Raw genomic sequence first — 16,834 nt, 5'->3', positions numbered from 1 at the left:
CGGCGTCATCCCGGGGGTGTACGCGGCTGGTCTGACGTGGCGGGGGCGGGACGCTACGGCGGGGGGATGTGGGGGGCGGTGGGGGCCCGGCACACTGGGCGGGTGAGCACGTCGGAGCCGGTGGGGCCGGTCAGCAGGATGCCGCAGGGCATCGCCGTCGGGGCCGCCCGCGCCAGGGCCGCCCTGGCCGGTGTGCTGCCCCCGGCGCCGCCCGCGCCGGGCCGGTCGGCGTCGCCGCCGCAGCCGCTGTCGCGCTGGGCCTGGACGGCGGACGTGATCGCCGCCGTCGTGCTCGCCGCAGCCACCGCGTACGCCACGGCCAGCGGCGCGACGGGAGACGGCCCGGTCCGCGCCGGTGCCAAGGTCGCCCTCCCCGGCCCGGGCATGCCCCGCCCGCCCGACCCGCCGCCGATTCCCGGGCCGCACGCCCTCGTGGCGAACGCGCCGCAGCCCGCGGTCTGGCTGATCGTCCTCGGAGCGCTCACGGCGATCCCCCTCGCGGTGCGCCGCCGCTGGCCGCTGAGCGCGTTCACCGCGGTGCTCGGCTCGTCACTGCTCTTCCACGCGCTGACCGCGCACTCCTGGTCCGACCAGGGCGTGGAGGACCCCTCGGCCGCCTTCACCTTCATCTCCACCGTGCTCGCCGGTTACGCGGCCGCGCTCTACAGCCCCTACCGGCGGCGCGCGATCGGCGCACTCGCCACCGGCGGGGTGCTGCTGCTCATAGCCCGCCACCAGGCCCTGCCGTCCTTCTCGCCGAGCTTCGTGCCGTTCGTGCTGCTGCTGCCGCTGGGCCTGGCCGCCAACGCCGTGCACATCTGGCGGCAGCGGATGCGCGCCATGCAGGCCGAGCAGGCGGCCGCCACGCAGCTCGCCGTCGAGCACGAGCGGGCCAGGATCGCCCGCGAGCTGCACGACGTCGTGACGCACAACGTCAGCATGATGACCGTGCAGGCGGGCGCGGCCCGCACGGTGCTGGACAAGGAACCCGAGCTGGCCCGCGAGGCGCTGCTCGCCGTCGAGTCCGCGGGGCGCGCCGCGATGTCCGAACTCCGGCACATCATGGGCCTGCTGTCGATGACGACCACCTCGCCGGGCGCCCTGGCGGCGGAGGAGCCGGAAACGGATGGGCCGGAGGCCGAGCTGGCCCCGCAGCCCGGCCTCGGACAGGTCGGGGCGCTCGCCGACCGGGTGCGCGGCACGGGCATGCCGGTCGCCTTCACCGTGACCGGTACCCCCGTCCCGCTGCCCGCGGGCGTGGATCTGGCGGCGTACCGCGTGGCGCAGGAGGCCCTCACCAACGCCGTCAAGCACGCCTCGGGCGCGAGCGTCACCGTGAGCGTCGCCTACCGCCCCGGCGAGGTCCACGTCGAAGTGGCCGACACCGGCGGCACCCCCTCCCCGGCCGCCTCCGCCGGGAACGGCCGCGGGCTGCTCGGCCTGCGCGAACGCCTCGCCGTCTACGGTGGGACCCTCGACGCCGGGCGCCGCATATCCGGCGGCTACCGGGTCCGGGCCGTCATCCCGGTGGGGGACGCATGAACGCATCGCCGGGGGAGCCGCTGCGGGTCGTCATCGCCGACGACCAGGGCCTGGTGCGCACCGGTTTCCGGATGATCCTCACCGCCGCGGGCATCGAGGTCGTCGCCGAGGCCTCCGACGGCGAGGAGGCGGTGGCGGCGGTGCGCCGCACGCGCCCGGACATCGTCCTCATGGACATCCGCATGCCCCGCCTCGACGGCCTGGAGGCCACCCGCCGCATCCTCGGCGGCGCCCCCGACGACCCCCAGGTCCTCATCCTCACGACCTTCGACCTGGACCGCTACGTCTACGCCGCCCTCGCCGCCGGAGCCAGCGGCTTCCTCCTCAAGGACGTCACCCCCGAATACCTCGTCGCCGCGGTCCGCCTCGTCCGCTCCGGCGACGCGCTGCTCGCCCCCGCGATCACCCGCCGCCTCGTCGAACGCTTCGCGGCGCACCCCGGCGGGCCCTCCACCGTCCACCGCGACCTCGCCGCGCTGACCCCCCGCGAATCCGAGGTCCTCCGCCACCTCGCAGGCGGCCTCAGCAACGCGGAGCTGGCTGCCGCGCTGGGCGTGAGCGAGGCGACCGTCAAGACGCATGTGACGCGAATCCTCTCAAAGCTCGGCTTGCGCGACCGCGCGCAGGCGGTGGTGGCCGCGTACGAGTCCGGCCTCGTCACGCCGGGCTCCGCGCAAGCCCCACCGGGGTGAGGGTAGTCACCGGCCCGGAGGGGCAGTTGCTGTCGTTTCCGGACCACCGGCCGGTGGGTGGTTGCTCGCTCCGTTCTCCCCCAGAGCTTCGCCTGGGGGTACCCCCACGCAGCCCCCGGTGTACCCGGCGGGGCATCGCGCGCCTGCGCGGTGGGTGGGGTCGGGGGCCACTCCGGGGGTACCTCCTCGGAATGCGCGTTCGCCCTCATGCGTAGCCGTGAAGGGACTGGCAAGCGCATTCCTGCGGGGGCACCCCCGGATCGTCCCCCTCCCGGGTCTCGTCGGCGGCTGTCCCGCCGGTGGGGGTGAAGGGGGCGCGCGGGAACTGCCAGGTGTGGGCGCCGGGGTGTCCGGCGTACTCGCAGCAGGGCTCGTCGGCCGGGCAGTCGGGGAGGACGAGCACGATCGCGGGGGTGTGGCCGCGGGTCCACCTGGTCCACACCGCGCCGGTGCCGGGGCCGGGGAGTTCGAGGACGAAGGCGTGGTGGTCGCCGAGGGTGTGCGCCTCCAGCGTGCAGCGCAGGGCGCGTTCGACGTCCTCGGGGTAGGTGGTGCCCGGGGGTGCGAACCGCTGTGCGGCGTCGGCGAGGTCGGCGGGGAGTGTGGCGCGTTCCCCGCAGACCTGGGGGTGGTGCGGTGTTACGGACATACGGGCGTCTCCGTTCCTGTGGGGAGGGGCAGTTGGGCCCACACTGACTTGCCCGAGGTGGGCGCGGGGTAGGTGTAGCCCCAGTCGCGGCTGAGTCCCGCGACCAGTTGGAGCCCGCGCCCGCCGGGCTCGTCCTCGGCGGGGTGCCGCAGGACGGGCGGGTGGCGGTCGTCGTCGTAGACGCACACCAGCACGTGGTCCGGCAGTCGCCGCAGGCTCAGCAGGCACCCCGCCCTGGCGGGCGAACCGCCGGCGTGCCGCAGGCAGTTGGTGACCAGCTCCGAGATGACGAGCAACGCGTCCTCGGCAGTCTCCTTCGGCACCTCCCACCCCTTGAACACGTCCTGCGCCTGCGCCCGCGCCCACTGCACGGCGGACGCCTCGCAGGGCAGTTCCAGGTGTCGGGTCGTGGTGCTGATCGCTTCGCTCATATCGGGCCTTGCGCTGGGGGGCGGCCGGGTCCCGGGACGAGAAGACGCCGGGACCTTGCTGTTCAGCCTCGCGTAGCGCTCGGGGCACCGACAGTGACGTAGCGTCCTACTTTTGCGACGCTAATCGGCGACGCCGAGGAATTCGGCCAGCGGCCGAAGGCCCGGGGGGTGGTTGGGGAGGGACCAGAGGTCGCGGACGATCGCGACGGCCAGGGTGTGGTGCTGCATCCACGCGGGGGCCACGCGGCGCAGGGACTCCAGGGTTTTGACGGCTCCGGCCGCGTCGCCGACGTCCGCGTGGGCGCGGGAGACGTCGAGGAGGAGCCAGGTGCGCCAGGAGGGTGGGGTGTCCTTCGACAGGCGCATGCCCTTCGCGAGGGCCAGGGCGTCGGCGGGGTGGCCGTACTGGACGGCGAGGCGGACGCGTTCGATGCGGACGGAGGACGGGCTGAAGACGCTGACCATGCGGTTGTCGCCGCCCTCGGGGAGCTTGGTGACGCGGGCAGCCTCCTTCTCGGCGGCCGCCATCATGGCCGCCGCCCGCTCGTAGTCGCCGCTGCGCGCGGCGGACGTGGCCGCGCTCATCGTGAGCCCGCCCCATACCTTGAGGCCGTCCGCCGTAACGGTGAGGTCCGCGGCCTTCATCGCGTCGGCCGCGTACAGGGCGACGGCGAGCGCGTCCTCCAGGCGGCCCTGCCGCTGGTAGGTCCAGGCAATCGAGTTGACGAGCATCGGCAGGAGCAGCGGATCGGCGGACCGCTGCGCCGCTTCCACCGCACGTTCCAGGCCCGCGAGCGCCAGGTCCGTCTTGCCCATGCGGACCGCGACATGCCCGGCGAGCTGGAGCGCCTTGCCCAACGCGGAGCAGCCGGCGGCGCGTTCGTCATCGTCACCCGACGCCGAGGCGGACCGCGACTCGGCGATCAGATCGGGGAGCACCTTCATCACGGCGTCGAATTCCGCGTCGTGGTACTGCGTCCAGGCCTCCGCGATACGGCTCCGCAGGGCGTCCAGCGAGAAGTCCGGCCCCACCGGGGCGGGTTGCGGCCCCCAGAGCGCGGGCATGACCGCCCGCCGCACAGCCACGAACCGCGGCCCGTCGCTCTCCCCCGAAGCGGTGACGCCCGGCGGATCCCCGAGCAGCGTGGTCAACTCCACGCCGAGCCCGTTCGCCAGCGCATGCAGCGTCGGCAACCGCGCCGAATGCTTCCGCCGCTGCTCCAACTGCCGGACGACGTCCACGGACACACCCGACCGCTCCGCCAACTCCTCCTGCGTGAGGTCCGCCAGCCGCCGCAGCCGCCGCAGGGTCCTTCCCAGGTGCTCACTCGCCACGCCGAAACCGTACCTCCGGCGCACGGTCGTACGCGGGCGTCGTACGCACAATGGCGGGGAGACCGTCCAGGCACCCTCGGCGCGGTGCGCGGCTACTCTTCGCGGGATGCCACTTCACCAGTACGCCTACTTCGCGCTGTTCAGCCGGCACATCTCGGCAGACGACATGACGTCGCAGCTGGGGGTTGCTCCCGATGAGGTGTCCGTGCGCGGCAGTCGGCTCACCGAACCGGCGGTCGTCCCGGTCGACCACTCGTGGAGGGTCGTCTGCCGGGACCCGGGCCTGCGTGTCGACGAGCAGATCACCCGCCTTCTCGCCAGGCTCCAGCCCCACGCCGACCGTATCTCCGACCTCGCCGAGCGCCTGGCCGGCACCGGCGGCGGAGCGGTGCTTCAGGTCGTGCGCTACTTCGACGACATCGACGATGCCGAGTCGGGCACTGATGACGCCCCCAACCTCTTCGGTTGGCACCTGGACCGCAAAGTCCTGGACTTCCTCAGCGCCACCGGCGCGGAGCTCGACGTCGACGAGTACGACATGGCCGAAGGCGACGGCGTCAGGTGACTGCGGCTCAGGCGGCTGCGGCCTCCAGGGACTGGAACTGCTCGTCGGTCAGGTGGATGGCCGCCGCCGCGGTGTTCTCCTCGACCGGCAGACCGGGCGACGGGTCCAACAGCAGGTCGGTACGACCCTGGTAGGCGTACGTAGCTTTGAGCTCGTCGAAGGTCATCAAGTGGTCGAAGGTGATGTAAGTGAACCGCGTCGGAACGCCCAGCGCGGACAGTGTGCGGATCGCCAGCGCGTTCTGCTCGCCGCCGGTCTCTTTCGCGAAGCGCCGCAGCACCGTGTCCACCCCCGATTCGACACCGAAGAGGCAGCGTCGTAGTCCCCTGTCCACGAGCGTGTGCCACATCCGGGCGCGCTCGGTGTGCCACGCCAGATCCATGCCCGGATGGGTGACCTGGTCGATGCGGCAACTCGTCTCCCACTGAAACCCTGCGTCGTGCAGGACCTCGGCCATCTCCAAGGCACGTGGTACGGCGTCCGGGCCACGGCCGATGAACTCCTCGTCCACCAGGTACAGCGTTCGCGAGATGTCCGGGTACCGGTCGAAGACCTGGCCCATTGCGCCGAGCATCCAGCCGAAGTCACCCGGGGTGCCACCCGACCACTGGCCCTTGTGCCCACGCGGGCAGAAGGAGCAGAAGTTCGTGCAGCCGCGCGACGCCTCCAGCTGCGCGACGCCATGGTGATCGAAGGTGGCCGGCAGCAGGTCGAGTTCGGGCAGGAAGTCGCTCTGCTCGCGGCTTACCGGTTTGGCGGTACGGCGACGCCCGATGGTGAATGTGCCCTCTCCGCGGGCGGACCCGTTGTAGCCGATGCCGTGGATCTGGCCCAAGGCGAGGTCGCCGTGCCAGTGCGCGAGCAGATCCCGCATCGTCAGCTCACCAGGGCCGCGCGCGATCAGCATCTTCGGGTAGCGGTCGAGCAGCAGGCCCTCGTTGCGAGCGGTCAGGCTGCCACCGGCGATGACCAGTGGCGGGCTGGGCAGCGCGTACGCGGCGTCCAGCAGTTCGATCATGAGGTCGTGCTGACCGAAGGTGGCACTGACGCCGAGGATGTCGGGGGCGTCCTCGGCCACGAGTTCGACCAGTGCGGGCAACGTGACGCCGAGCTGCATGTCCGCCAGGCGCACGGAACCCATGAGAGTGGCGCGGGCGGCGCGAGCGACGTCGGAGATGCCCAGCGGAAACCGCGGTAACGGAAAATGCTCCGGGTGGTACAAGGCAGCGAGCAGAACGACGGGACGGCTCAGGCGACGGACGGCGTGCTCGTCCAGCCGGGCCTCCGACAGCCAGGAGTCGGTGTCCTGCACGTGAACGTGCCCCGCTGTCCAAGCCGGCCAGTCACGGGTGTCGTGCGGCTTGCCGGACAGGTCGGCCAGCGTCCATCGGCCGTCCAGTCGTTCGATACCGACCAGACGGCGGTCGAGAGTGCCGGTGACCCGTATGCGGCCGGTCCGGCCGGCGAGCGCCGACTCCAGGTAGCGATGAAGCCGCTGCGGCTCCAGGAACACCGCGTCATCGACCTCATCGAGGTCCAGACCTGCCGTGTACCGCACGGCTTCGGCAAGCCGTCGTGCCGTGGCGTGCACTCGCGGACGGCTCGTGTCTCGCTGCTGCACAGTGCCTCCTCTATGGGTGACGATCTGAGCGAAGGGGCTTCCCCTGGGCCTGTTCGACACCAATGCCGGGCGCGCACGGCATTGGCGTGGGAATCCCTCGCTGCGCCTCCGGGCCGGGGGCGAAGGGGTCGAGCAGGTGGAAGGTGTGCGCCCCCGGGTGTCCGGCGAACTCGCAGCAGGGCTCGTAGGCCGGCGCAGGACCGGTGGCGTCGCAGTCGGCCAGGGTGAGGACGACGGAGGGCTTGTGGCCTCGGGTCCAGTGGGTCCACACGGCGGTGTCACGGGTGCCCCGGTCCAGGACGAGGGCGTAATGGTCACCGGTGATGTGCTCCTGAAGGGTGCACCGCAGGTGGTGCTGAACGTCGTACGGGCTGGCGGCGCCGAAAGCAGCACGCGCCAGGGCCGCTTCACCGAGGTGATCGGGAAGGTGGACGCGTTCCCCGCAGACGTGAAGACGCGGGGTCGCAGACGGGGCTGAGGCGAAGGCAGTCATCTGTGCGTGTGGTTCCCAGGACGGTGGTGGGGTGGGTTACGGCTGACTCGGGCAGTGGGCGGTACGGGGCGCTGCGCAGGTGGTCGAAACGAGTTCGAGAACGGTCACTACGGCCTCGCGGCAGCGTCCGGCGTCGGCACCGTGAGGGCACACCAGGTCCTCGTGCCGTCGTCGCTGACACCCCAGGCGGCCGCGAGCGCGCTGACGAGGACCAGGCCGCGGCCGCTCACCGCTTCCGGTCCGGCGTCGCGCACCTCCGGCCGACCCGACGAGCCGTCATCGACCTCCATCACCACCACGCCCGTACCGATCACGAGTCGGAACCGGACGTGCGGGGCCGTACCGTGCTTGAAGCCGTTCGTGACGAGTTCGCTGATCAAGAGCCGCGCGTCGTCGGCCAGGGCCGACAGGCCCCACGCGTTCAGCGTCGCCGCTGCGATGTGACGGAGCCGACCCACCCAGAACGCGGTGGCGGCCGGAACCTCGCCACTGGGCGTCAGGTCCGCGCGCTCCAGGGCGAAGGAGAGGTCGTCGAGCACCTTGAGCTCGGCCGTACTCGAGTCTCGGACAAGGACTTCCCACGGAAGCTCGGCCTGGTGGCCGGAGTCGTGCAGTCGGGTCCGTGTCACGGTGCTTTTTCTGGGCGCAGCGGGCATGGTGCTCCCCACTCGGGGCTACCGCCCCCATCGAGGTTTCAGAGGTCACACCGTTGCGACGGCGTGTGCGGGAAGCGTCTCGCCTTGGGTGTCCGCGATTAAGGCCCACGTGATTACCCAACCTGGGTATCCTTGCAAGGAGTTAGGCTTGCATCACGGTCCGTCGCGGACAGGAGCGTCAGATGCCCACAGCTCATGAGCCCTCCGAGCTACCGGCTGCGCTGCTCGCGGATCCCGAGATGATCCGCGCCTGCCGCACACGCGACTTCGCTACGGTCTTCACGCTCGTCCGCCGTCGGGCCGGGGTCTACGGCTCTCGCATCGCCGCCTTATGTGGCATGACGCCCAGCCGCGTCGGCGAGATCATGAGCGGGCAGCGCCGCCTCGCACACATCGACGTCATAGAACGGGTCGCGGACGGGCTGCGTATCCCCGGCGCGATGCTGGGCCTGGCCCACAGGCCGTGGGAGATCCCCGCCCTCGCATCCCCGGCGGAGCCCAAGCCCGATTCCGGGAGCGCGCGCGCCTCCGCCCTCACGACAACCGAACTCGACGGCGTTCTGCACGGAGCAACCGGCGCCAACGTCTCGCACTCCACCGTGGCTGCCTTGCGATCCTCCATCGAGGACTACTGGCGGCGTGACGACCAGCATGGGGGCGCAGCCCTGCGTCCCGCTGTCGTCGGACACCTGCGCTACGCCCAGCAGCTGATCGACAGCGGCGGCGGAGGCCTCCTGCGTCGCAGCCTGACATCGCTGGCCGCCGAACTGGCCCGGCTCGCCGGATGGTCGTACTTCGACGCGCGTCAGTACAGCATCGCCCGTTCATACTTCAGCCAGGCCCTCCACCTCGCCGAAGGAATCGGGGACCGCCAGTTCATCGCCAACGTCCTGTCGTGCATGAGCTTGCAGGCCACATACGAAGGCGATGCCCGCGAAGCGGCCACGCTCGCGGCTGCGGCTCAGGACACCGCCCGCGACACCGAGGCCCCCGACCTGGTCATGGCAATGCTGCACATGCGCGAGGCGTTCGCCCACGCCACACTCCGCGACAGCCACAACTGCAACCGGTCGATTTCCAAGGCCCACCAGCATTTCGGACACGCCGACCCGAACGCGGCTCCCCAGTGGGTGCGGTACTTCGACGAGACGAAACTGATCGTGGACACCGGCATCGCTCTCGCCCAACTCGGTGAGCACCGCAAGGCCGAACCCCTGATCGCCGAGGGCCTACGCCGGGAGAACCACGACCAGGCGCGTGGCCGCGCCTTCCACGCCTTCTGGCTCGCCTCCACCCAACTACGCAACGGGTCCCTGGACCAGTCATGCGCCACTGCAAGCGTGGCGCTCGACTTGGCCACCAACGTCGACTCCCCGCGCGTGGTCGGCCATGCGCGGGAATTCCACGCACGACTGGCCGTGCATGCCCGTGAGGCCCCTGTGCTGGCCCTCGAAGCAAAGATGCGCGAGGCGTTCGGATAGTCCGTGCACGTCAGACGGGCTCGTCGAGCAGCAGGTACAGCAGGCCGATCAGCGATCCGCTGGATACGACCTCGCGGCGGTCGATCATGCCCCGGATCTCCGACAGCGGGATCCATTCGATCCGGTCGGCCTCGTTGACCTCCGCCGGAGGACCCACGTACGTCCCGCCCTCTGCCCGGAAGACGAAATGCTCGGAGTCGGTGATGCCGTTCGCCGGCTGGCCGTATATCAGCGGTTTCACCGCCCCGACCCGCCAGCCGGTCTCCTCCTCCAGCTCCCTCACCGCAGCCTGCTCCGGCGTCTCGCCGTCCTCGATCAGCCCCATGGGCAGTTCCCATGCCCACGTGTCCGTGATGAAACGGTGCCGCCACAGCATCAGCACCCGCTTCTGGTCGTCGACCAGAGCCACGACCGCCAAGTGCCGCAGTTTGACGACATGGTGCTCCCACCGGCGCCCGTCAGGCTGCTGGACGTCGACCAGCCACAGGTTCACCCACGAGTTCTCGTAGACGGGCCGCTCTCCGTGAACCTGCCACCGCATCCCGTGTCGCCCCTCTCCCGCACTGGTTGACCGCTCCCAGCATGACAGCCGCACGCGGGTGCCCGGGCAGGCAAGGGCAGGGTCAGGCGGCCGCGGCCTCCAGGGACTGGAACTGCTCGTCGGTCAGGTGGATGGCCGCCGCCGCGGTGTTCTCCTCCAGGTGGGCCACCGAGGAGGTGCCGGGGATGGGGAGCATGGACGGGGAGCGGCGCAGCAGCCAGGCGAGGGCCAGTTGGGAGGGGGCGGCGTCGTGTTCGATCGCGATGCGGGTCAGGGGGCTGTCCGTGCCTGCCAGGGCGCCCGTCGCCAGGGGGAACCAGGGGATGAAGCCCAGGCCGCGGGCCTCGCAGTAGTCGAGGACGGCCTCGGACGCGCGGTCGGCCAGGTTGAAGCGGTTCTGCACCGACACGATCGTCGCCGTACGGCTCGCCTCCTCGATCTCCGCGACCGTCACCTCGCTCAGGCCGATGTGCCGGATCTTGCCCTCCGACTGGAGCGCCGCCAGCTCCCCCACCTGCTCCGCGACCGGCAACTTCGGGTCGATCCGGTGCAGCTGGAGCAGGTCGATGCGCTCCACGCCCAGATGCCGCAGGCTCAGCTCGACCTGCTGCCGCAGATACTCCGGCCGCCCCACCGGCACCCACACCCCAGGCGCCGGCCGCGTGAAGCCCGCCTTCGTCGCAATGACCAGGTCGTCCGCGTAAGGGTGCAGCGCCTTGCGCAGCAGCAGGTCCGCCGTGAAGGGCCCGTACGCGTCCGCGGTGTCGATGAAGTTGACCCCCAGCTCCGCCGTCCGCCGCAGCACCCGCACCGCCTCGTCCGGATCCGCCGGGTCCCCCCACACCCCGGGGCCGGTCAGCTGCATCGTCCCGTACCCCAGACGCGTAACGGGCAGATCCCCGCCCAGCAGAAAACTCCCGGACGCAAGCGCCACCGGTGTGGTCGGCTCGGACATTGACGTTCTCCCTTCGCTGACCTGACCTTATGCGCCGCCTGTGACGACGGCACGCCCGCCCTCCCTCGCCCCCACCGGCAGGCGGCCGCCACTCCGGCCGGGAGGGGGACGATCCGGGGGTGCCCCCGCAGGAATGCGCTTCCCAGTCCCTTCACGGCTACGAAAGAGGGCGAACGCGCATTCCGAGGAGGTACCCCCGGAGTGGCCCCCGACCCCACCCACCGCGCGGGCGCGCGATGCCACGCCGGGTGACAACAGGGGCGCGAGGAACTGCGCGAGCAACCACCCACCGGCCGGTGGTCCGGAAACGACCGCAACCGCCCCACCGAGCCGGTGAGGCCCCCGCCCCGCAGGGGATCGTCACCTCCGGGCCGCCCCGCCGACGCCCCCGCGTCGCCCGCGCACACGAGGGTGAGCCCCGTGGGAAAGGGTTGGCGGGCTGCCGCCGCACTCGTACCGGGGGCCGCCCTCACCGGCTGGGCCCTCGCGCACCGCGCCCTGCTCGCCGCCGGGTGGCGGGACCTGGTCGCGGCGGACCGTACCTGGCTGTGCGCGGCGCTCGCGGCGACCGCGCTGGGCTGGGTGGCGGTCGCGCTCGCCCGGCAGGGGGCGGTGATGGAGCCGCTGCCCGCAGGGCGCCTGCTCGCGGCGCAGTTCGCCGCGCAGGCCGCGAACCAGCTCACCCCCGCCGGCATCGGCGCAGGAGCGGTGAACCTGCGCTTCCTGCGCGGCTGCGGCCTGCCGCTGGGCCGTACCTCCGCCGCGCTCGCGCTGTACTCGCTCGCGGAGTCCGTCGCCCGGGTGGCGCTGCTCGCGACGCTGCTGCTGGCCTTCCCGCACGCGCTGCGGGTGCACGGGCTGGTGCCGGCGGGCGGCACGGTCGTGGTGGTCGCGGCGGGCACCGCGGCCGCCGCCGTACTCGCGGGGGCCACCGCCGTGGCCGTACGGCCGCTGCGGCGGCTGCTGCGCGGCTTCCTGGCCACCGCGCTGGCCGACGCGCGCTCGCTGCACCTGCGGCCCGCGCGGGCCCTCGCGCTGTGGGGCGGGTCGCTCGCCTTCCCGGCGCTCCAGGCGGCCGCGCTGGTCGCGGTGGCGCACGCCCTCGCGCTGCCGGTGCCGGCCGCGCACGTGGCCATCGCGTACCTGGCCGCGACGTGCCTGGCGGCGGGTGTGCCGACGCCCGGCGGCATGGGCTCGGTGGACGCGGCGCTCGGCGTGGCGCTGGTCGCCGCGGGGGCGCCCGCCGCGACGGCGACCTCGGCGGTGCTGGGCTACCGGATCATCACCGCGTGGCTCCCGGCGCTGCCCGCCGCGGTCGTGCTGGGCGCGCTGGTGCGGCGGAGGGTCGTATAAAAGCGTATGGCGCCCGCGCGCGCGTCCCCTGAAAGCGTGCCCGACTGTTGACAGCACAGGTTTATCGGCAATACTGCCCGCCGTGGAGCAGCGCACAGGTTCGATCACACCGGCGATACACCCCGCAGGGACCGATCCGGCATTCGTGCCAGGTCTCCTGCCCCCGCGTTCCGACGCGGCCGAGGATTCGGCCCCGGAAGCGGCCGACACGGACGCGGCGGAGGGCACCGCGGCGCCGGCGGCGGAGGACGCCTCCGTGAGCGCCGAAGCCGCCGCGCCCGAAGCAGAGGCGGCGGCGCCCGAGGAGGCGGCCGAGGCCGTCGCCGACGGCGAGGAGGAGGACGAGGAGCCGGAGCGCGGGGAGCCGCTGTTCGAGGTCTCGGACCGCCGCGCGACGATCCTCGCCGACAAGGTCGGCATCATCTTCCGCCTCGACGAGGAGGAGGCGGACTTCACCTGGGACGAGATCGGCGCCGTCGAGATCGACACGCCGCGCTTCGGCAAGCGGTTCAAGGTGACCGTCTACACCGGCCCGCGCCGGTGGTTCGAGGCGCACGTCGAGGCGAAGTCCCGGAGCCTGCTCAAGACGTGGACGGCCGAGCTGGACGCCGTCCTCGACGAGCACTTCGAGGACCCGGACGCCAAGCCCGAGGCCCCGGAGGACGAGGCCGAGGAGACGGCGGAGGCCACAGAGGTCGAAGCGGAAGCCACGGACGAGGCCGAGGCCGACGAGACCCCCGCCGCGGACGAAGCCCCCGAGCCCGAACCCGAGCCCGCCTCCGCCCTCACGGCGGACAAGGCCGACAAGCCCCTCAAGCCGGCCAAGCCCGAGGCCAAGGCCCCCGCCAAGGCCGCCCCCGCCAAGTCCCCCAAGCCCCGCGGCAAGCGCAACGCATGAACCACCGCCGTCCGGCAAGCCCGTACGGCGTCAAGACCCCTCCCGTACGCGTTAAGAAGGCGTATGGAAAGCCCGCGCGGCTCCCCACGAGCCGCGCGGGCACCGCACTCTGACCGAGGCTTCCGTACGCGCCGCGGCCCCACGGGTCCGCGGCGCGCGCGGTGGCGCGCACGGTCGACGGCGACCAGACTGCGTAAATGACCAGGTCATCCCAGCGATGACCCGCCTCACCACGCCCTGTCGCCCCACGACGGCGCTGCACCTCTAGGAGCCCGGTCACCATGTCCACCACCGTCGGGGCGAAGGACCAGGACGCGCACCCGCACCGGACGCGCCTGCGCGCCTGGATGCTCGAAGGCCTGTCCGACATGGCCAAGGACGAGCAGCACCCGGCCAGGAGGAACGGCGGCCAGGACCGCGGGCCCGAGCCCGAAAAAGAGCCCGCGGAGAAGCCCGCGGAGAAGCCCGAGGCAGCCCACGGCCAGCGCTGGTGGCGCGTCATGTGCCTCACCGGCGTGGACTACTTCTCCACCCTCGGCTACCAGCCGGGCATCGCCGCCCTCGCGGCCGGGCTGCTCTCGCCCGTCGCGACCGTCGTCCTCGTCATCGTGACGCTCGCGGGCGCGCTGCCCGTCTACCGCCGGGTGGCGGAGGAGAGCCCGCACGGCGCGGGCTCGATCGCGATGCTGGAGCGGCTGCTGTCGTTCTGGAAGGGCAAGCTCTTCGTGCTCGCCCTGCTCGGCTTCGCGGCGACGGACTTCCTGATCACCATCACCCTCTCGGCGGCCGACGCCTCGACGCACCTGGTGGAGAACCCGCACTTCTCCTCTGCGCTGCACAGCCACCAGATGCTCATCACGCTCGTCCTGGTCGCGCTGCTGGGCGCGGTCTTCCTCAAGGGCTTCCTGGAGGCGGTCAGCGTCGCGTTCGTCCTGGTCGGCGTCTACCTGGCGCTGAACGTCGTCGTGGTCGTGAACGGCCTGTGGCGCGTGGTGACGGCCGGGCATCTGGTCACGGACTGGACGAGCGGGCTGACGGCCGAGCGCGGCAACGTCTTCGTCATGATCGGCGTCTCGCTGCTGATCTTCCCCAAGCTCGCGCTCGGCCTGTCCGGCTTCGAGACGGGCGTGGCGGTCATGCCGCACGTGCAGGGCGACCCGGACGACACCGAGGACCGCCCGGCCGGGCGGATCCGGGACACCAAGAAGCTGCTGACGACGGCGGCGCTGATCATGAGCGCGTTCCTGATCACGACGAGCTTCATCACCACCGTCCTGATCCCGAAGGACGACTTCAAGGCGGGCGGCCCGGCGAACGGCCGCGCCCTGGCGTATCTCGCGCACGAGAACCTGGGCTCCGGCTTCGGCACCGTCTACGACTTCTCGACGATCGCGATCCTGTGGTTCGCGGGCGCCTCGGCGATGGCGGGCCTGCTCAACCTCATGCCGCGCTTCCTGCCCCGCTACGGCATGGCGCCGCACTGGGCGCGCGCGGTGCGGCCGATGGTGCTGGTCTTCACGCTGGTCGCCTTCCTGGTCACGTGGATCTTCGACGCGAACGTCGACAAGCAGGGCGGCGCGTACGCGACGGGCGTGCTGGTGCTCATCAGCTCCGCGGCCATCGCGGTGACGATCGCGGCCCGGCGGGCGGGGCAGCGGCGCTGGACGGTGGCCTTCGGGGTCATCGCGGTGGTCTTCCTCTACACGACGGTCGTCAACGTCACCGAGCGGCCGGACGGTGTGAAGATCGGTGCGTGCTTCATCGCCGGGATCATGCTGGTGTCGTTCCTCTCCCGGCTCGCGCGGGCCTTCGAGCTGCGCGTCACCAGCGTGGCGCTGGACCCGCTCGCCGAGCGCTTCGTCCGCGACATCGCGACCCGCAAGGTGCGCTTCGTCGCGAACGAGCCGGGGCTGCGGGACGCCACCGAATACCGCGAGAAGCTGCAGCAGATCCGGCTGGACAACGACATCCCCGCCGAGGACGACCTGGTGCTGGTGGAGGTGACGGTGAAGGACGCGTCGGAGTTCGAGTCGGCGCTGAGCGTGCACGGGCAGGTGCTGCACGGCCGCTACCGGGTGCTGTCGCTGGAGAGCGCGTCGGTGGCGAACGCGCTGGCCGCGCTGCTGCTGCACGTACGGGACCTGACCGGCTGCAAGCCGCACATCTACTTCGAGTGGACGGAGGGCAGCCCGTTCGCGAACTTCCTGCGCTTCTTCCTCTTCGGCCACGGCGAGGTCGCGCCCGTCACCCGCGAGGTGCTGCGCGAGGCGGAGCCGGACCGTTCCCGCCGCCCGCGCGTCCACGTCGGGTAGGCGGCGACGTCCGCGGCGTCCGCGGCCGCCAGCAGGTCCCGTACGGCGCCCGCGTCGGCGGCGGGCAGCAGCCCTGCGGCGTACGAGCGGCACACCCCCGCGTCCAGCGCGTGGCGCAGCAGCGGGCACTCGGCGGGCAGGTAGGCGTCCAGCTCGACGCGCCGCCCGGCGGTGTCCCGCAGCAGCACCCGGCGCGCGGTGTGCCCTTCGACGCGGGCGGCGGCCAGCTCGTCCAGCCGCACCCGGCGCGTCCGCAGCGGGGTGCGTACGGTCAGCACGCCGCCGTCCGCGGTGATCCGCGGCGGGGCCAGTACGGCGAGGAGCGCGGCCGCGGCCACCGCCCACAGCACCGCGGCGGGCGCGGTGAGGCCGCCGGTGACGGCGCCGAGGGCGAGGGCCGCGGCGAGCATGCCGCCGGAGACGGCCGCCGCGAGCCGCAGCCGGGCGGGCCGGTCGCGGTCGAGACCGCGCACCGGTCCCGCGCCGCGCCCGGGGGAGGAGGGGCGGCGGACCGTCGGGGGAAGCTGTCCGCGCTGCACACCTCCGACGCTAGGCACTGCGTGGCGCGCCCGGCTGCCCGTTGACACCCCCCTGACGGCGCCGGGAGCCGTCCTGACGCTTCCCTTACGGCCCCGGGCCCGCCCCCGTCAGGGGCTCGCGTATACCGCGCAGGCCAGCAACCCAGGGGCGCGGGGAACTGCGCGGCCAGCCCCCCGCGGCGGGAAGATCGCGACCCCCACCGCAAGGGGCACCCCGGGGCGCACGCGCCCGCCCTCACGGCGGGAAGATCGCGCCCTCCAGCGCAAGAGGCACCCCGCGGCGCCCCCGCGAGGCTCAGCGCCAGCCGTACAGCTCCTTGAGCCGGTTCACGACCAGGTTGAAGCGGCCGCGGTCCAGTGCGCAGGCCTCGCGGCGCATGCCCTGCTCGTGGAGGCGCAGGACGCGGTCGACGTCGACCCAGGAGTCGCGGCCCTCGCGGTCCCAGGGGCCGGCGCCTATCGCGATCCACTCGCGGTCGCGGTCGTGGCGCTTGCTGGAGAGCCGGACGGCGAGCAGCGTGCCGGCCGCCTCGCGGGCCACGACGAGGACGGGCCGGTCCTTGCCGCGGCCGTCGTTCTCCTCATACGGCACCCAGGTCCAGACGATCTCGCCCGGGTCGGGGTCGCCGTCGTGGACCGGGGCGTATTCGGTACGCACCCGGCCCACGTCCTTCGGGTCCGCCTGCGTGGTGCGGTAGGGGCCGCTCGCCCCGGGGGATTCGGCGTTGCTGTCACTGTGGGTAAAGGTCGTCACCCGGATGACCGTATCCG

General features: G+C 72.4%; 15 protein-coding genes. 7 read left to right on the top strand and 8 right to left on the bottom strand.

The window, feature by feature from the left end; genetic code table 11:
• The first annotated feature begins 102 nt into the window (after positions 1-102).
• Together ACH4SL_RS20970 and ACH4SL_RS20965 are read left to right on the top strand one after the other, a co-directional pair.
• Positions 103-1,542: a sensor histidine kinase gene (locus ACH4SL_RS20970; RefSeq protein ID WP_398447599.1), complete on the top strand. Its 1,440-nt coding sequence runs from the start codon at positions 103-105 to the stop codon at positions 1,540-1,542.
• Positions 1,539-2,234 (top strand): response regulator, encoded by a 696-nt coding sequence (locus tag ACH4SL_RS20965; RefSeq protein WP_398447597.1) that lies wholly within the window; start codon positions 1,539-1,541, stop codon positions 2,232-2,234. The genes ACH4SL_RS20970 and ACH4SL_RS20965 overlap by 4 nt, the downstream gene beginning before the upstream one ends.
• 205 nt (positions 2,235-2,439) lie before the next feature.
• Here ACH4SL_RS20965 and ACH4SL_RS20960 read toward each other — a convergent pair whose 3' ends face one another.
• The 3 genes from ACH4SL_RS20960 to ACH4SL_RS20950 form a co-directional block, all read right to left on the bottom strand.
• Positions 2,440-2,883: a hypothetical protein gene (locus tag ACH4SL_RS20960; RefSeq protein WP_398447595.1), complete on the bottom strand. Its 444-nt coding sequence runs from the start codon at positions 2,881-2,883 to the stop codon at positions 2,440-2,442.
• Positions 2,874-3,314, bottom strand: a complete 441-nt coding sequence (locus ACH4SL_RS20955) for an ATP-binding protein (RefSeq protein WP_398447593.1) — start codon at positions 3,312-3,314, stop codon at positions 2,874-2,876. The genes ACH4SL_RS20960 and ACH4SL_RS20955 overlap by 10 nt, the downstream gene beginning before the upstream one ends.
• Positions 3,315-3,434: 120 nt before the next feature.
• Positions 3,435-4,649, bottom strand: a complete 1,215-nt coding sequence (locus ACH4SL_RS20950; protein ID WP_398447591.1) for a helix-turn-helix domain-containing protein — start codon at positions 4,647-4,649, stop codon at positions 3,435-3,437.
• 106 nt (positions 4,650-4,755) lie between these two features.
• Here ACH4SL_RS20950 and ACH4SL_RS20945 point away from each other — a divergent pair, with 106 nt between their 5' ends.
• The gene (locus ACH4SL_RS20945; RefSeq protein WP_398447589.1) at positions 4,756-5,214 is read left to right on the top strand and encodes a DUF4279 domain-containing protein; all 459 of its coding nucleotides are present in this window, start codon (positions 4,756-4,758) and stop codon (positions 5,212-5,214) included.
• A 7-nt stretch (positions 5,215-5,221) separates the two neighbouring features.
• Here the strand turns inward: ACH4SL_RS20945 and ACH4SL_RS20940 are convergent, their stop codons facing one another.
• A complete protein-coding gene (locus ACH4SL_RS20940; RefSeq protein WP_398447586.1) occupies positions 5,222-6,835 on the bottom strand; it encodes a B12-binding domain-containing radical SAM protein in 1,614 nt (537 codons plus the stop codon).
• Positions 6,836-7,435: 600 nt separating this feature from the next.
• Positions 7,436-7,867 (bottom strand): ATP-binding protein, encoded by a 432-nt coding sequence (locus ACH4SL_RS20935; RefSeq protein WP_398447584.1) that lies wholly within the window; start codon positions 7,865-7,867, stop codon positions 7,436-7,438.
• A 299-nt stretch (positions 7,868-8,166) separates the two neighbouring features.
• On the opposite strand from ACH4SL_RS20935, the gene ACH4SL_RS20930 reads away from it, so the two are divergent.
• Positions 8,167-9,465 carry a helix-turn-helix domain-containing protein gene (locus ACH4SL_RS20930; RefSeq protein WP_398447582.1) on the top strand — a complete coding sequence of 433 codons (1,299 nt, stop codon included), beginning with the start codon at positions 8,167-8,169 and terminating at the stop codon, positions 9,463-9,465.
• Between the two features lie 10 nt (positions 9,466-9,475).
• Here ACH4SL_RS20930 and ACH4SL_RS20925 read toward each other — a convergent pair whose 3' ends face one another.
• Entirely contained in the window at positions 9,476-10,006 is a 531-nt protein-coding gene (locus ACH4SL_RS20925; protein WP_398447580.1) for an NUDIX hydrolase, read from the bottom strand.
• A gap of 82 nt (positions 10,007-10,088) precedes the next feature.
• Positions 10,089-10,961: an aldo/keto reductase gene (locus ACH4SL_RS20920; protein ID WP_398447578.1), complete on the bottom strand. Its 873-nt coding sequence runs from the start codon at positions 10,959-10,961 to the stop codon at positions 10,089-10,091.
• Between the two features lie 420 nt (positions 10,962-11,381).
• Here ACH4SL_RS20920 and ACH4SL_RS20915 point away from each other — a divergent pair, with 420 nt between their 5' ends.
• From ACH4SL_RS20915 to ACH4SL_RS20905, 3 genes are all read left to right on the top strand, one after another.
• Complete coding sequence (locus ACH4SL_RS20915; RefSeq protein WP_398447576.1) at positions 11,382-12,314, top strand: lysylphosphatidylglycerol synthase domain-containing protein; 933 nt, start codon at positions 11,382-11,384, stop codon at positions 12,312-12,314.
• Between the two features lie 256 nt (positions 12,315-12,570).
• The gene (locus ACH4SL_RS20910) at positions 12,571-13,212 is read left to right on the top strand and encodes a hypothetical protein (protein ID WP_398447574.1); all 642 of its coding nucleotides are present in this window, start codon (positions 12,571-12,573) and stop codon (positions 13,210-13,212) included.
• A 281-nt stretch (positions 13,213-13,493) separates the two neighbouring features.
• A complete protein-coding gene (locus tag ACH4SL_RS20905; protein WP_398447572.1) occupies positions 13,494-15,524 on the top strand; it encodes an amino acid transporter in 2,031 nt (676 codons plus the stop codon).
• 834 nt (positions 15,525-16,358) lie between these two features.
• On the opposite strand, the gene ACH4SL_RS20900 is transcribed toward ACH4SL_RS20905, so the two are convergent.
• Positions 16,359-16,817: a type II toxin-antitoxin system PemK/MazF family toxin gene (locus tag ACH4SL_RS20900; protein ID WP_398447570.1), complete on the bottom strand. Its 459-nt coding sequence runs from the start codon at positions 16,815-16,817 to the stop codon at positions 16,359-16,361.
• Positions 16,818-16,834: the final 17 nt, after the last annotated feature.

The sequence above is a fragment of the Streptomyces sp. NPDC021020 genome, from assembly GCF_044333285.1.
GTDB lineage: Bacteria > Actinomycetota > Actinomycetes > Streptomycetales > Streptomycetaceae > Actinacidiphila.
This window is presented reverse-complemented; position numbering and strand designations above follow the sequence as displayed.

Excerpts from the sequence above, each read along its gene's own strand:
- ACH4SL_RS20965 (WP_398447597.1), top strand. The coding sequence starts at position 1,539 with ATGAACGCATCGCCGGGGGAGCCGCTGCGGGTCGTCATCGCCGACGAC.
- ACH4SL_RS20960 (WP_398447595.1), bottom strand. The coding sequence starts at position 2,883 with ATGTCCGTAACACCGCACCACCCCCAGGTCTGCGGGGAACGCGCCACA.
- ACH4SL_RS20955 (WP_398447593.1), bottom strand. The coding sequence starts at position 3,314 with ATGAGCGAAGCGATCAGCACCACGACCCGACACCTGGAACTGCCCTGC.
- ACH4SL_RS20945 (WP_398447589.1), top strand. The coding sequence starts at position 4,756 with ATGCCACTTCACCAGTACGCCTACTTCGCGCTGTTCAGCCGGCACATC.
- ACH4SL_RS20930 (WP_398447582.1), top strand. The coding sequence starts at position 8,167 with ATGCCCACAGCTCATGAGCCCTCCGAGCTACCGGCTGCGCTGCTCGCG.
- ACH4SL_RS20925 (WP_398447580.1), bottom strand. The coding sequence starts at position 10,006 with ATGCGGTGGCAGGTTCACGGAGAGCGGCCCGTCTACGAGAACTCGTGG.
- ACH4SL_RS20920 (WP_398447578.1), bottom strand. The coding sequence starts at position 10,961 with ATGTCCGAGCCGACCACACCGGTGGCGCTTGCGTCCGGGAGTTTTCTG.
- ACH4SL_RS20905 (WP_398447572.1), top strand. The coding sequence starts at position 13,494 with ATGTCCACCACCGTCGGGGCGAAGGACCAGGACGCGCACCCGCACCGG.